The organism is Porcipelethomonas ammoniilytica, assembly GCF_025567485.1.
In the GTDB taxonomy this organism is placed as follows: Bacteria; Bacillota; Clostridia; order Oscillospirales; family Ruminococcaceae; genus Porcipelethomonas; species Porcipelethomonas ammoniilytica.
Genome location: NZ_JAOQKH010000002.1, coordinates 44,085 through 59,866, shown reverse-complemented (window position 1 = coordinate 59,866; position 15,782 = coordinate 44,085). Strand labels below are relative to the sequence as shown.

At 38.4% G+C, this 15,782-nt stretch carries 13 protein-coding genes; 6 read left to right on the top strand and 7 right to left on the bottom strand.

Going from position 1 to position 15,782, the window contains the following annotated elements; all coding sequences use genetic code 11:
* Window positions 1-19: 19 nt before the first annotated feature.
* Window positions 20-1,375, bottom strand: coding sequence for a citrate/2-methylcitrate synthase (locus OCV67_RS01840; RefSeq protein WP_147642162.1), 1,356 nt, complete (start codon window positions 1,373-1,375; stop codon window positions 20-22).
* Window positions 1,376-1,515: 140 nt separating this feature from the next.
* Between OCV67_RS01840 and spoIID the strand changes: the two genes are divergently transcribed.
* The 4 genes from spoIID (at window position 1,516) to OCV67_RS01820 (ending at window position 7,836) form a co-directional block, all read left to right on the top strand.
* Entirely contained in the window at window positions 1,516-2,598 is a 1,083-nt protein-coding gene (spoIID, locus tag OCV67_RS01835) for a stage II sporulation protein D (protein WP_147642161.1), read from the top strand.
* A 265-nt stretch (window positions 2,599-2,863) separates the two neighbouring features.
* Entirely contained in the window at window positions 2,864-4,999 is a 2,136-nt protein-coding gene (gene ppk1 / locus OCV67_RS01830; RefSeq protein WP_147642160.1) for a polyphosphate kinase 1, read from the top strand.
* 190 nt (window positions 5,000-5,189) lie between these two features.
* The gene (locus tag OCV67_RS01825) at window positions 5,190-7,088 is read left to right on the top strand and encodes a CHAP domain-containing protein (protein WP_147642159.1); all 1,899 of its coding nucleotides are present in this window, start codon (window positions 5,190-5,192) and stop codon (window positions 7,086-7,088) included.
* A gap of 16 nt (window positions 7,089-7,104) precedes the next feature.
* Window positions 7,105-7,836 carry a dockerin type I repeat-containing protein gene (locus OCV67_RS01820; RefSeq protein ID WP_147642158.1) on the top strand — a complete coding sequence of 244 codons (732 nt, stop codon included), beginning with the start codon at window positions 7,105-7,107 and terminating at the stop codon, window positions 7,834-7,836.
* 31 nt (window positions 7,837-7,867) lie between these two features.
* Here the strand turns inward: OCV67_RS01820 and OCV67_RS01815 are convergent, their stop codons facing one another.
* The 6 genes from OCV67_RS01815 to OCV67_RS01790 all read right to left on the bottom strand — a co-directional run bounded on the left by OCV67_RS01815 (window position 7,868) and on the right by OCV67_RS01790 (window position 12,570).
* Window positions 7,868-8,503: an epoxyqueuosine reductase QueH gene (locus OCV67_RS01815; protein WP_147642157.1), complete on the bottom strand. Its 636-nt coding sequence runs from the start codon at window positions 8,501-8,503 to the stop codon at window positions 7,868-7,870.
* A gap of 184 nt (window positions 8,504-8,687) precedes the next feature.
* Window positions 8,688-9,551: a PSP1 domain-containing protein gene (locus OCV67_RS01810; protein ID WP_147642156.1), complete on the bottom strand. Its 864-nt coding sequence runs from the start codon at window positions 9,549-9,551 to the stop codon at window positions 8,688-8,690.
* Window positions 9,552-9,583: 32 nt separating this feature from the next.
* Complete coding sequence (locus OCV67_RS01805; protein WP_147642155.1) at window positions 9,584-10,561, bottom strand: DNA polymerase III subunit; 978 nt, start codon at window positions 10,559-10,561, stop codon at window positions 9,584-9,586.
* On the bottom strand, window positions 10,558-10,881 hold the full coding sequence (locus OCV67_RS01800; RefSeq protein ID WP_147642154.1) for a cyclic-di-AMP receptor: 324 nt from the start codon (window positions 10,879-10,881) through the stop codon (window positions 10,558-10,560). Before OCV67_RS01800 ends, OCV67_RS01805 begins: the two co-directional genes overlap by 4 nt.
* 91 nt (window positions 10,882-10,972) lie before the next feature.
* Window positions 10,973-12,259: an aminotransferase class I/II-fold pyridoxal phosphate-dependent enzyme gene (locus tag OCV67_RS01795; RefSeq protein ID WP_147642153.1), complete on the bottom strand. Its 1,287-nt coding sequence runs from the start codon at window positions 12,257-12,259 to the stop codon at window positions 10,973-10,975.
* An 11-nt stretch (window positions 12,260-12,270) separates the two neighbouring features.
* Window positions 12,271-12,570: an RNA polymerase sigma factor gene (locus tag OCV67_RS01790; RefSeq protein ID WP_147642152.1), complete on the bottom strand. Its 300-nt coding sequence runs from the start codon at window positions 12,568-12,570 to the stop codon at window positions 12,271-12,273.
* A 621-nt stretch (window positions 12,571-13,191) separates the two neighbouring features.
* Here OCV67_RS01790 and OCV67_RS01785 point away from each other — a divergent pair.
* Both OCV67_RS01785 and htpG read left to right on the top strand, forming a co-directional pair.
* A complete protein-coding gene (locus OCV67_RS01785) occupies window positions 13,192-13,764 on the top strand; it encodes a M15 family metallopeptidase (protein WP_178084958.1) in 573 nt (190 codons plus the stop codon).
* 118 nt (window positions 13,765-13,882) lie between these two features.
* Window positions 13,883-15,763, top strand: coding sequence for a molecular chaperone HtpG (gene htpG, locus OCV67_RS01780; protein ID WP_147642150.1), 1,881 nt, complete (start codon window positions 13,883-13,885; stop codon window positions 15,761-15,763).
* The last annotated feature ends 19 nt before the right edge of the window (window positions 15,764-15,782 follow it).

Genomic DNA, 15,782 nt, shown 5'->3' with positions numbered 1-15,782 from the left:
GAGTTTAAACTACAGTTTTTTATCTGTTTTCAATAGGTACATAGTCTCTTGTTTTAGCTACCGCCTTATATGCCGGACGAATTATCCTTCCGCCTGTAAGGATCTCCTCAATTCTGTGAGCCGCCCAGCCGACTATTCTCGAAACTGCAAAAAGCGGCGTATACAAATCCGGCGGAATACGAAGCATTTTGTAAACAAGACCCGAATACATATCCACATTGGCACATACGACCTTATCGCTTCCTTTTACTTCCTTAAACAGCTCCGGTGTCAGTCTTTCAATAGTATCCAGAAGTCTGAATTCAGCTTCGATATCCTTGCCCTTAGCCAGATTAAAAGCCTTGCGTTTAAGGATAACCGCTCTCGGATCGGAAAGGGTATAAACTGCATGTCCCATACCGTAAATAAGTCCGGAGCCGTCGTTCGCCTCTTTATTAAGTACCTTTCTCATATGGTCGGCAACCTGACCTTCATTTTCCCAGTCTTTTACATTAGATTTAAAATCGTCAAGCATATGCATAACCTTAATATTAGCTCCTCCGTGTCTAGGACCTTTTAAAGAGCCTATTGCAGAAGCATATGCGGAATAAGCGTCAGTACCCGAAGAAGTAAGCACTCTGCATGTAAAAGTAGAATTATTTCCTCCTCCGTGCTCGGCATGCAGCATAAGCATAGTATCAAGAAGCTGCGCTTCTTCCTTTGTAAAACTCCTGTCCATACGCAAAAGAGAAAGAATTGTTTCCGCCGTATTGTAATCCTTGATCAGATGATGCATAATCATGCTTTTATTTTCATAATGACTTTTCTTTACCTGATACGCATTAGTCATAATAACCGGCAGTTTTGCAATAAGATCAATTGCTATGCGCATTTCGTTTTCAATACTGTGATTTTCACATTCATCGTCATAAGAATAAAGGGCAAGCACGCTTCTTCCCAGCTTATTCATAATATTCTTTGAAGGCGCCTTTAGTATCATATCCACTACAAATCCCTGAGGAAGTTCTCTTCTTTCAGCCAGATACGCAGAAAAGCCTTTAAGCGCATTACTTGACGGAAGGCGTCCGGTAAGCAGAAGATAAGCTATTTCTTCAAAACCGAAACGATCTTCCTTTTCAACGTTTGCAACCAATTCCTTAATACTATAGCCGCGATAGATCAGTTCTCCGTCTATAGGCTCTACATCACCCTCATTTACAACATAGCCATGTACATTACAGATATTGGTGATTCCCGCCACGACTCCCGTACCGTCTTTATTCCTGAGACCTCTTTTGACATAAAATTTGTCGTAAAGCTTCGGATCAATTTTGGAATTTTCGGACAAGTCGCTGCATAATCTTTTAATACCGTTATTCTCATTAAAACTATTCACATGCTCACTCCCATTCTATTATATTTAAATTTTATTATAACCGATTTCAGCAAATATGTCAACTTTAACGGCCGAAACATATAATTTCTGATTTTGCTTCATATTTTTAATTAAGACAAAAAAGAAAAGAGGTCATATATATGAAATCATATATTTCCGCAGCAGTTATTTTTGCCGCACTTCTTGTTACCGTTCCCGCTGCTCCGCTTGCAGTATCCGAACTCAGACACACATCGGCAGCCGAACCGACAGCGGCAGTTTACAAATCAAAAAACTCTGAAAAAGAAACTAAAAAACAGACGGAAGCTCAAGAGTCGTCTGAAAATTCAAAAAAAGAAAATGAAAAGGAAAATAAAGCCGCCAGCGACGATCAGGAAAGCTTTAAAGTCCTGGATATCACTACCGGAAAAGTAGAAGAAATCTCAGTGTTTGACTACGTAGTCGGAGCAGTCTGCGCTGAAATGCCGGCTACCTTTGAACCGGAAGCTCTTAAAGCCCAGGCTGTCGCTGCTCATACATATGCGCAGCGTCAGAAAGAAAAGGCGCTGACTTCTCCGGACAAAGAGCTAAACGGTGCTTACTTTTCCAATGACAGCAGTAAATATCAGGCATATTTTACTGAAAATCAGGCAAAACAGTATTATGGCGACAATTATGAACAGTATATAGAAAAAATTAAAAACGCCGTTTCAGACGTTGAAAGCGAAATACTGGTTTATGAAGATGAACCTATTATAGCCGCCTTCCATTCTATGTCTTCCGGAACAACAGAAAGCGCCGAAAACGTATGGGGAAGCAAAGTCGAATATCTTATACCGGTCGAAAGTGATTATGACACAGAAGCTCCCAAATATATGGAAGAATATGAATATACTGCGGACGAAGTAAAAGAACGTCTTGAAAACGCCTTTGACGATATTAAACTGGGAGATAAACCAGAAGAATGGTTTTCAGACGTTTCAAAAAGCAAGTCAAATACAGTTCTGGAAATAAAGGCGGGTAATCTTACAGTTACAGGTCAGGAAATACGTGCGGCTCTTTCACTGCGTTCTGCATCGTTTGATATTGAGTATGACGACGGCTTCAAAATTACCACAAGAGGCTACGGACATTGCGTGGGCATGAGCCAGTACGGAGCAAATGCTATGGCAAAAGAAGGCAAAACATACAAGGAAATTCTGGAACACTATTATCCCAATACAGAACTTAAAACAGCAGATTAAATAAGTTATATTTTTATTCCCTGTCTGCCAAGCCTTAAACTGCCTCATTTCTCATTTATTTGCCTGTCATGCCTCATTTTGTAAAATTTAAAATGAAATTAAAGTTTTTTACTACCTTTTTTACAAAAAGTAAGTGCATTTTACATAAATTTTACGTAAAATTCAAAGAAAATTTATACATTAATTCTTGACGAAATCCGGTATTTATTATATAATATAAGTAATATAACAATTGTACAGCAATCGCAACAACGGAGGTAAAATTATGACAGCAGCAGTTTATGAAAACAGAGAACTATCTTGGCTGAAATTCAATGAACGTGTTCTGGAAGAAGCGCAGGACAAAAGAGTCCCGCTATTGGAAAGACTTAACTTCGCCGCTATTTTTCAAAGTAATTTAGATGAATTTTTTATGGTACGCGTAGGCTCTCTTTACGACCAGATGCTTGTCAATCCGAAAAAGAAAGACAACAAAACCCAAATGACCGCAAAAAAGCAGTTATCGGCCATATTTGACAAGGTCAACGAACTTGAACCTATGAAAGATATAGCCTACAAAAATATAATGCTTGAACTGATGGAGCATGGCGTGGAACAGGTTAATTTCCGTTCAGCTTCAATCGAAGAGCAAAAATACCTCGAAGCATATTTTAAAAAGGAAATAAAACCTCTTATTTCCCCCCTTATTATCGATAAAAAAACTCCCTTTCCTTTCCTCAACAATAAACAAATTTACTGTGCTTTGCAGATTCAGTCCAAATCAAATATAAAAATCGGCATTATCCCTGCAAGCGGACAGTTCAACAGAGTAATTCTGCTTAACGGCGGAAAACGGTTTATTCTGGCGGAAGATCTTATTCTTCACTATGCTCCTAACGTATTCAAAAATTACAAAATAATTGACAAAACACTTTTCAGAATTACCCGAAACGCAGACATAACCGTTGAAGAAGGTCTTTACGATCATGACCTGGACTTCAGAGAAGTTATGGAAGAACTATGTAAAAAAAGAAAAAAACTTCATCCGGTACGTCTTCAGCTATCTGAAACTTTCAGTCAGCCCGCACTGGAATTCCTATGCAAAAAGCTTGAATTAAATGAAGAACATATTTTTTATCTTAAAACTCCTCTTGATTTGTCCTTTGCCGGAGACATTGCAGATATCTGCAACGATCCTTCTCTTAAATTCGACAAGCTGGTACCTCAGAAATCCGAAAGCATAGCCGAAACTATGAATATAATTCCCCAAATAAAAAGACGTGATATTCTCCTGAGCTACCCTTATGAATCTATAAAGCCTTTTATTCAGCTGCTGAACGAAGCGGCAAAGGATCCAAAGGTAACAGATATTAAAATCACCCTTTACCGTCTTGCGAAAAACAGTCAGATCATAGAAGCGCTGTGCGACGCCGCCGAAAACGGCAAAAACGTACTTGTTTTGGTTGAACTCCGCGCCCGTTTTGACGAAGAAAACAATATCGGCTGGTCAAGACGCTTACAGGATTCCGGCTGCAATATCATTTACGGCCCCAGAGATTTAAAGGTACACTCTAAGCTCTTGCTGATCACAAGAAAAATCGGTCAGAAAACTGAATATATCACTCAAATCGGCACGGGTAATTACAACGAAAAAACCTCCGCTCTTTATACCGACCTTTCCCTTATGACTGCCAATCCGGATATAGGAACAGATGCTGAAAGACTGTTTGATGCACTGCTCAACAACCGCTTGATAGAAGAATCCGAACATCTTTTAATTGCACCGCTGGCTCTGCGTGACCCTATTCTCCAAATGATCGATGAAGAAATTGAATTTGCCAGAAACGGTGAACCAGCTTATGTGGGTATAAAAATCAATTCGCTCTGCGACAAAACAATTATAGACAAGCTTATTGAAGCCTCTCAGGCAGGAGTTAAAATTGATATGGTAATCAGAGGCATATGCAGTCTTATTGCAGGTGTTGAAGGATTTACAGAAAATATTACTGTTACAAGTATAGTCGGCAGATATCTGGAACACAGCCGTATTTACATTTTCGGTACTGAAAAAAGGAGAAAAATATATATCAGTTCCGCCGATTATATGACAAGAAATACTATAAGACGTGTTGAAGTAGCTGCTCCCGTTTACAATGAAAAAATAAAAAAACGTCTATGGAATATGTTTGAAATACTTCTCAGGGATAATGTCAAGGCAAGAATTCAGCTGCCAGACGGCGCTTATGTCTATAAAGTAAACGACAATCCGCCTGTCGACGCTCAGCGGTTCTTCTTTGAAGAAGCATACAAAAAAGCTGAAAGAAAAGCTGCCGCTAAGGAAAAAGCCAAGGCAAGAGCTGCCGCTAAAGCAAAAACCAATTCAAGAAAAAAACAAAAAAATAAAGAAAATACTAATATATAGCAAAATAAATGGAACGTCCTTAAGAAAGGGCGTTCCATTCGCTATATTACATAAATTCTCAGGCGTTTCCGAGGCAAGATACCGAATTTATAAAAATCAGGTTGTTTTACTTACAAATTATTGATTTTTTTGTTGAAAAATGTTATAATATTTATTATATTATTTTTATACAAGGAGTGATCTACAGCTAATGAAATTTCTAAAATTTCTTCCGGCAGCAGCGGCAGTAATAATTTCCGCAGGAGCATTATGCTTCAGCGCATATGCCGATGAAACCGTTGTCACACAGGAAGTTACAGAGGCGATTACCGAAGAAACCATACCCGAAGTATCTGAGCCTGCTCAAACAACGGCGGCTGAAACTACCGTTTCAACCGATATTACGGAAGAACCGCAAACCTCAGAAACTACATCTGCATCAGAATCAACCGACGGCTGGAGCTTGCAAAATAACAGGTGGTTCTACTATATTGACGGCGTTCCGGCAAACGGTATCGTTGAAATAGACGGTGAATCCTATCTTTTTGCACCTAACGGCGCATTAAAAACAGGCTGGCAGACAGTAAATTCAATAAGAACATATTTTGACAGCGAAACTCACAGTCCTGTTTACGGCTGGATCTCCTATATGGGAAATACTTATTACAACGACAAACAGTACGGCAAGCTTATCGGCATGCATGAAATAGACGGAAAAACCTACATTTTTAAAGATACCGGTATAATGCAGACAGGATTCGGCAAGTGTCAGGGATACATGTACTGCTGTGACGAAAACGGCGTATTGATTACCGGAGACGATAACCAGACTCCTATTGACATTAACGGAACATGGTACATAATTTCACCAGCCGGAAAAGTACATACAGGCTGGCAGACTATAAAAGGTTTAAGAGTATACTTTGATTATGAAACCGCTGAACCTGTTTACGGCTGGATAAATTATCGCGGAACATATTATTACACCGATAATACTATCGGCAAATATACCGGAGAACAGTATATAGATTCACGTCCTTACAGATTTGATTCAAGCGGAGCTATTAAGACAGGACTTCAGTCCTTCGATAACGGAAAAGCATGCTTTTATTACAATGACGGTACATGGGCTGCGGACAAAATGATAACCGTTGAAAAAGACGTATATTATTTTAACACAGACGGCTATATGGCAACCGGCTGGCAGACTGTCAGCAATAATAAATATTACTTTAATTCCGACGGTAAAATGGTAACCGGTTTCCAAGCTATCAACGGAAGCACATATTATTTCGGCAAAGACGGCGCAATGGTCACCGGTCTTGCTGAAATAGGCGATTATCGGTATTATTTCGGCTCTGACGGTAAAATGAAAACCGGCTGGCAGACCATAAACAACCACAAATATTACTTTTCCGATAACGGCAGAATGCTTACAGGCTGGCTGAAGCTTTCAACGGGCGAATATTATTTCGCTACTAACGGCACAATGTGCACCGGATTTACTGTAATCGGAGAAAATACATACTATTTCAATGACGACGGAAAAAAGCATACCGGCTGGAAAACAATCAACACCACAAAATATTATTTTGATTCAAACGGAATTATGCTTACCTACAGACACAGAATTGACAATGTAGACTATCTTTTTTATTCAAACGGAGCTATGGCAACAGAGGGAAATCATGAAATAGTACTCAAAGCGCTCTCACAGCTCGGAAACGTAGGAGGCGAACCTTACTGGACATGGTACGGCTTCAATTACCGTATTGAATGGTGCGCATGCTTTGTCTCATGGTGTGCATATCAGTGCGGATATGTCCAGAGCGGTAGCGTTCCGTCCTTTATATCCTGCAAGGTGGGAATCGACTGGTTCAAAGCGCATAATCAGTGGAAAGGCAGATCTTATACCCCTAAGTCAGGAGATTATATTTTCTTTGACTGGGAACCGGACGGAGTAGCCGACCATATCGGAATCGTAGACTATTATGAAAACGGTTATGTCTACACAGTAGAAGGCAACAGCAGCGATACATGCAGAACCAAATCTTACAGTATAGATGATTCATGCATCTACGGTTTTGCCGTACCAAACTTTAAAAAATAATGAAAGGCCTGTTAAAATGAAAATTAAAATAATAAAAACACTTTGTTCGATATTATCGTCGGGTACAATTATGCTTACGGGAATATCTGCGGGTGCGGCTGAAAAAATAATAAATCCTGTTACTGACCAGCCTGACAACATCTGCGGAAAAGTAAATATTATCACTACTACAGACAGAGACACTTATGTTTCAATATATAAACGTACTCCCGAATTTCCGACTGAAGGTTATCTTGTGTATGATACAGTTATTCACACCAATGAGGTCCATGTATCAGACACGTTTGTTTTAAATCTGGAATACAACAATTTTAACTACGAATCAGGACAATACGAAGGTGACTACATAGTTAAAATCGGTATTCCTACATACGCCGAGTCCCAACCGGTTTATTATACGGATAAAATAATTATTGAAGACAGCGACTATACGGAACGCAGTACCGAATACACATATAAAATTACTCTTACTGATGAAGAACTTGAAAAACCCCTTAGCACCGTATCCGGTGAAAATAATAATAAAACTATAGATTTAACATTTTCCGCCATTGATTTTATTCCCGGAGACGCTAATTGTGATGGAAAATTAACTGCCATGGATGCTGCCTTTATCGCTAAAATGCTTGCGGAACAAAAAGGAAACGAATTACCGTCCCATGCCGATTTTAACAAAGACGGCAAAATTTCAGCCTTAGACGCTGCGTCAATTGCAAGATATCTTGCAGAACAAAGTATGAATAAATAAAAACTAAAGCGGACGTTAAAAGTCCGCTTTTTTATATATTATCAGTATCCGTACGATTTTGACAGCTGAAAACGCACCCGCAGTAATTCTGTCGATAAATATTATACTCACGGCAAAGCTCAATAGAACGCTTATAGCCGTTTTTCTTTTTAAAATCGGAAACAAGATAAGCAATACCATATTCTTCTGAAAGCTCATTGCCCGTTTTATTTATAAACGGCGCATTTTTATGTGGACTTACCGTAAGAGTAGTTGCAAAATACTCTGCATTATATAGTTTTGCGGCTTTCGCAGCCTCTGCCATTCTCATTTTTATACACACTTCACAGCGTTTCCCACCCTCTGGTTCAGATTCAAGTCCTTTTACTTCACTGAAAAAATCTGCGGAATTGTATTTGCCTTCGATCAGTTCAACGCAGTCTGCAAGCTTCATTCTATCAATGATTTTTTTCTGTTCTTCCAGTCGCTTGTTATATTCCTCAGCCGGCTGAATATTTGGATTATAGAAAAAAAGTTTTATATAAAAATACTGCGTAAGATATTCAAGCACATAACTGCTGCATGGTCCGCAGCAGCTGTGCAGCAGCAAAACAGGCTTTTTTTCATTCTTTTCAATGCGTTTTAATATATCGTCAAGCTCACGCTGATAATTACGCTTATTCTCCATTTTTACTCCTTTCTCTTACTTTTTTGAAAAAAAGTAAGCAAAAAACTTTTATGCCGTATTTTATTGACTTGATTTTCTTTTTAAAGACTCGCAAAGTTAATTTTGCAGTTCGTCTTTAATTTGATGGATATAATTTATATAAGGCTCGACAGAAAACGAACAAAGGGAATGCGCAAGCATTCCCTTAATTTTTCTCAAGATCCTTAAGCGCCTTAAGTTCTTCCTTATTTACTCTTATTTCAGCATCTTTAATAACCTTAACATCTTTTCTGTCGGCATAAATCGGCACGTCTGTTTTTTCCGGTTTGATTTTCAGCTTACCGGTAATCAGATTCACTTCTTCCACATATCCTTTGCATTCCGGAGTTTTTACAAACGCTCCCACCTTAGGAGTTATTTTCAGCAGCTCCTCATATGACGACTGCTCATTTTTTAAACAGCACATAAGACGTCCGCATGTGCCGGAAATCTTGGAAGGATTCAGTGAAAGTCCCTGTTCCTTTGCCATTTTTATAGACACAGGCTGAAATTCTCCCAGATGTCTTTTACAGCAGAATTCCCTGCCGCAGATACCAAGTCCGCCAAGTATTTTCGCTTCGTCCCTTACGCCGATTTGTCTCAGTTCTATTCTTGTTCTGAAAACAGCAGCCAGATCCTTTACAAGTTCACGGAAGTCCACTCTGTTTTCCGCAGTAAAATAAAAAAGGATCTTATTGTTGTCAAAAGTGCACTCAACATCTATAAGATGCATATTTAATTGTCTGTAAGCAATTTTTTCAAGACAAATGTCAAAGGCTTCCTTTTCCTTAACATGATTTTTTTCAACAATTTTCATATCTTCAGCTGTTGATTTGCGAATTATTTCTTTAAGAGGCGGAACTATTTCAGACTCGTCTACGTTACGGTTAGCAATAACAACCTCTCCGCATTCAACGCCTCTCACAGTCTCAACGATTGCATGATCGCCGGCATCAAATTTTATACCCTTTGGAGAAAAATAATAAATTTTTCCCACCTGTTTAAATCTTACACCAATAATTTCAACCATATTAAAATATTTTACAGGGATTTATCCCTCTCCTAACTATTTATTATTTCTCCGCACAATGCGGACATCAGCAAAATTGAATTTACATTAGCTCTTACGTCTGCCGCCGCCGTATTCAGCAAATTATGAATTTTTTCAGCGGACTTTACCGAAATACTGTCTGCAAGCTTCTCTGCTCCCTTTGGATAGCAGCTTATAAGCGATGCGGATTTATTAAACTTCAAAGCAGTACAATCTCTTATGATCCTGTCAAGCATTTCAAGAAATACCGCAGACATATGCCTGTCCTTAAGCTCGGCAGAGGACATAACCGTCAGCAGACTATATTCGTCTCTGCTTATTATACTATCAGCGGCTCTTTTTGTCAATGATGTAATTACTCTTAAGCTCTCATTTTCAAGATATTCCACGCACATTCCGATATTTCCGCCGAAATTCTCCATAGCTTCTGATATACGACTGCTTTCATAGCCTTTTATACCCAGCGCTTGCGCACATTCGTCGAAAGTACATGGAGAAACCCCGACTGAGGTAACTCTTGATATAATTGTCGGAAGAAAAACGTCCTTTGACGACGCAGTAAAAATAAAATAGACAAAATCCGGCGGTTCTTCTACAATTTTAAGCAATGAATTCTGTGCCGGAAGCTGAATATTATCAGCGTCGGTAAAAACGTATACCTTAGCGCTGCCGTTATTCGGAGCGATAAAAGCGTCCGCACATACATGACGGCAGGTTTCAACGGTATATGTATTAAGCTTTCCGCTGTGTTCAGGATAAATTATATCCGGATGAACTCCCTTTTCAGCATTGCGGCATGAACGGCATTCTCCGCATGGAATACCGGTACCCTTTTCACACAGCAGCGCCGCAGACAAATATTCGGCAAGAGCTTTTTTGCCCAGTCCCTTTTCACCGTAAATCAAAAACGAATGTGGCAGGCGTCCGCTTTTAAACATTGCTTCAAAAGTATCAAGCGCAAATTTATTTCCGTAAATTTTATTTTTCATACCTTTTCAAATCGTTCCACATCGGTTACAAATATTGTAGCACCGCCCACAGATACTTCAACCGGAAACGCTGTATATGCTCCGACTCCATATGATGACGCAGACGGTACAAACTGTTTTCTTTTATGACTTTTCTGACTTATTATTTCTATTACTCTGTCTACTTTTTCATTATCCGTACAAATCATAAACGTAGTATTACCTGCGCTTAAAAATCCGCCGGTTGACGCAAGCTTAGTAGCGAAAAATCCATTTTTAGTCAAGGCTTTTGATACTGCCTGACTATCGTCTCCGTTTACAACGGCAAATATAAGTTTCATATTGCAGCACGACCTTTCTTCAGAGCCTGTTCAGTATCTTTTTCAAGTTTAGCGGAAAAAGGCGCTGAACAGGCTCTTACTTATTATATTATTATTTTATCACATTTACCTTTAAAATTCCATAGTTTTTATAAATTTTAATACAATTTTCATTTATAATTTCTCCGCTTACCGCTATAGGTACTGCCGGAGGACACGGAACATTCACAGCAGCACATATACGTCCGGCACTTTTATCCACGTCTATACTTTCAAATTCGGACAGTGCGGCTTCACGAACAGACATAGCCTTTTCCATAACGGGAAAATCTGTGATATAAGTATTTTCGGACTTTTGAGGTACACACTCCATCAGCATATCGGCAATATATTTTATTTCTTCGGGAGTATCCGACGGAGAAAAAAGAAGTACGATAACATTATTATCAGAGTATTCACATTCAATATTCTTTTCCCTCAGCTGATCTGCCAGATCATTACCGTTACATAAAAGCGTCAGATGATAAGGCTCTCCGTTATATACTGTATATTTTCCGTTGATTCTTTTTCTTAAATCTCCGATTGCAGACATAGTAGTATTTATATCTTCGGCAATTTGCTCTGAAATATATCTGTTGCACAAGTCCAGAGAAGCCATAATAAGATAACTGGGACTTGTTGAGCCGAAAAGCGACATTGCAGATTTTGCCCTATCCCCATACCTTTCATTTCCAATATGCAGATATGCCGCTCCTGTCAGTGCAGGTAACATTTTATGGGCAGAATCACAGCACATATCCGCTCCAAGGGCAATCGGATGTGTTCCTGTAAAGGCAGTGTGAGCGCCGTGGGCATTATCCACAAGAAGTACGGCATTATATTTCCTGCATAGCTTTGATATCTCTTTTATATCCGCCGTTTTTCCCAGATAATCCGGAGAAGTCAGATAAACGCAGGAATTTTCAGTACGTTTAAGTTTATCCTCCAGAATATCCATAGGAATCTGACCGGATAAGATTCCTGCTGTATACTTGGGATAAATCCAATCGGGTTCTAATCCAAGCAGCACACATGCGGAAAGAAAGCTTCTGTGTACATTCCTTATAGCTATAACATTTCGTTTTTCTCTCTTCATCATAGCAAGCATTGCCTGTATACACAGCGTCGAACCGCCGGCAGAATAGCATGTCCGTACCGTTTTGAACAGTTTTGCCGCATTTTTCTCACTTTCTTCTATAATACCTGACGAATCAAAAAGACTATCCGCACCATTAATCTCGGTTATATCCATAGCATATGAAAGATCGGCAATGTTTTTTCCTTTATGTCCGGGCATATGAAGTCTGAGAGTATTGCTGTTTATGTAATTTTGAAGAAAATCATATATTGGCGTTTTCACATAAATTCTCCTTATAAAAAATAATATCTCATATATTTAAATATTTTATTTCTTGCAGCTTTTATAGTTCTGGAAACAGATGACGGACAAATTTTAAGTATTTGAGCAATTTCGTTCACTCCCTTTCCATTGTAATAGTATAGCACAATTATTTCTCTTTGTCTTGCAGTAAGATCGTTTTTTATTATCCTTGCCATTATTTTACGTATTTTTTCTCTCTTTTCTGTACATTCCTCTTCATCTTCTGAAAATGCAAGGGTACTTAATTTTGAATCAAACTCCATTGCGTTAAATGAAACACGTCTTGACATTTATCTACCTCCATTGATTTACGTTGTTTAATTTTTCAAGTCATAGAACAAATGTTCTTTATAGCTATTATATACCATTTTTTTCATTTTGTCAATAGGTAAGTTCTAATTTTTTTATTTTTTTCATATTTATTGAAAGAGAACTCTTTTAACAAGCATTTTTATAAATCGTAATTGATGTCAAATCAAAGAAACAAGCTTCTTTGAATTTTCTTATTTGTTCATTTCTTGTTTCGCAACAAGAAACGCACCAAAGAATTATTTACCTGCCGAGCCTTATATAAATTATATCCATCAAATTAGAGACGAACTGCAAAATTAACTTTGCGAGTCTTTAAAAAGAAAATCAAGTCAATAAAATACGGCATAAAAGTTTTTGCCCAGCTTGTTTCAATTTTTCTCCTTAATCCTCAGCTTATTTACCTGTCGAGCCTTATGAAACATGTTTAATTAAACTTAAAAACGATATAAAAGTTTTTGCCCAGCTTGTTTCAATTTTTCTCCTTAATCCTCAGCTTATTTACCTGTCGAGCCTTATGAAACATGTTTAATTAAACTTAAAAACGATATAAAAGTTTTTGCCCAGCTTTTTTCAAAAAGCTGGAGAAAGGAATGATTAAAATGAAATTAATGTTAATCAACAAGGATCACCCACTGCCGGAAAATTACAAACCATGTCTGACTGATCTCATGGAGGGATATCGGTTGGAGCGTAAAACTGCCTGTGCTATGAAAGAGATGATTTGCGCCGCCTTAAAAGACGGCATACATCTGAGGATATTTTCTGCGTACAGAAGTATCTCTTACCAGCAGGGACTATTTAACGAAGATATCCAAAGATACATGAAACAGGGTATGAGTTATGAGGACGCCTTTAACAAAACCGCACAGTCAATAGCAGTTCCGGGGCAAAGCGAGCACAATGCCGGACTGGCTGCGGACATCTCGACCATGGACTGGAAAGGAGAAATAAATCCGGAATTTGAAAATACGGAAGAATTCAGATGGCTTGATAAAAATGCTGCAAAATTTGGATTTATTCTGCGTTATCCTAAAGGAAAAGAGCATATAACTTCTATTACATACGAACCTTGGCACTATCGTTACGTGGGACGTGTTCACGCTGAAAGAATGAAACGAATGGGACTTACTCTTGAAGAATATCTTGATTTACAATGTGCAAAATGTGATTAAACTGTAAATAAATTGTGTAAATTCTGTGAAAACTCTTGATTTTTTCTGTAAATGTATTATACTATATTTAGCACTCTAAGTTAAAGAGTGCTAAATACTATATATGGAGCTGACAAAAATGGAAACTAAAGAATTTAAAGCCGAGTCCAAAAGACTTCTGGACTTAATGATTAATTCAATTTATACACATAAGGAAATCTTTTTAAGAGAACTTATTTCAAATGCAAGCGACGCTATAGACAAGCTTTATTTCAAGTCCCTTACCGATGATAAAGTCGGCATTAAAAAAGACGATTTTGCAATTAACATAAAGCTTGATAAGGACGCCAGAACCATAACAATTTCCGACAACGGCATAGGCATGACAGAAGAAGAACTTGAAAATCATCTTGGTACTATTGCCAACAGCGGCTCATTCAAGTTTAAAAATGAAAACAAGCTTGAAGAGGACGTTGATATTATAGGACAGTTCGGCGTAGGCTTCTATTCTGCATTTATGGTTGCCAAAGAAGTTACTGTACGAAGCAAGGCTTACGGTTCGGATCAGGCGTATGAATGGATCTCAGAAGGCGCTGAGGGATATCAGATCGGCCCGTGCGCAAAGGATACAGTTGGTACTGAAATAATTCTTACTTTGAAAAACAATACTGAAGATGAAAAATATGATGAATTTCTGGAACAGTACAGAATCCAGACCCTCATAAAAAAATATTCCGACTATATCCGCTTCCCTATTAAGATGGACATGACAAAAAGCCGTCTGAAAGAGGGTACGGAAAGCGAATATGAGGACTATACAGAAACCGAAACCCTCAACAGTATGATTCCTATCTGGAGAAAGAACAAGTCCGAGCTTAAAGACGAGGATTACAACAGCTTCTACAAGGAAAAGTTCTTTGACTATACAGATCCTATTCTTCATATCCATACAAAGACTGAGGGTACTGCAACTTATAATGCATTGCTTTATATTCCGTCAAAAGCGCCTTATGACTATTACTCAAAGGAATATGAAAAGGGACTTCAGCTTTATTCAAGCGGCGTACTGATAATGGACAAGTGCGCAGACCTTCTCCCCGACCATTTCAGCTTTGTTAAGGGACTTGTAGATTCTGAGGACTTATCTCTGAACATTTCCAGAGAAATGCTCCAGCATGACAGACAGTTAAAGCTTATTGCAAAAAGCCTTGAAAGAACTATTAAGAACGAACTTACAAAGCTTCTTAAAAATGACAGAGACAAATATGAGGAATTTTACAAGGCATTCGGTCTACAGCTTAAATTCGGCGTTTACAACAACTACGGCATGAACAAGGATTCTGTAAAGGATCTGCTTATGTTCTATTCTTCAAAGGAAAAGAAGCTTGTAACTCTTGACGAATATGTTTCACGTATGACCGAGGAGCAGAAATATATTTACTATGCATGCGGTGAAACTGTTGAAAGAATCGACCATCTGCCTCAGACTGAACTTGTCAAGGACAAGGGTTATGAAATTCTTTACTTTACCGACAATGTTGATGAATTTGCAATCAAAATGCTCATGAATTACAATGAAAAGGAATTCAAGTCTGTTTCCGCCGGCGACCTTGACATTGACACTCCGGAAGAAAAGGAAGAGATAAAGGCAAAGGAAGAAGACGCTAAAGATATGTTCAAATTCATGGAAGAAAAGCTCAGCGGTAAGGTTAAGTCTGTAAAGCTTTCAAAGAGACTAAAAACACACCCTGTATGCTTATCCAGCGAAGGCGAGGTTTCCGTAGAAATGGAAAAGGTTTTTAACGCTATGCCTAACGACCAAAAGGTACAAGCTAACAAGGTACTGGAGATCAATCCTGACCACCCTGTTTTTGAAACACTGAAAAATCTGTATTCTTCTGACAATGACAAGCTTGAAAAGTACAGCAAGCTCTTATACAATCAGGCTCTTATGATAGAGGGTATGCCTGTTGAAGATCCTGTTGAATTTTCAAATCTTGTATGCGAACTTATGGTGTAATTTTATTGCCCCGTGTGTA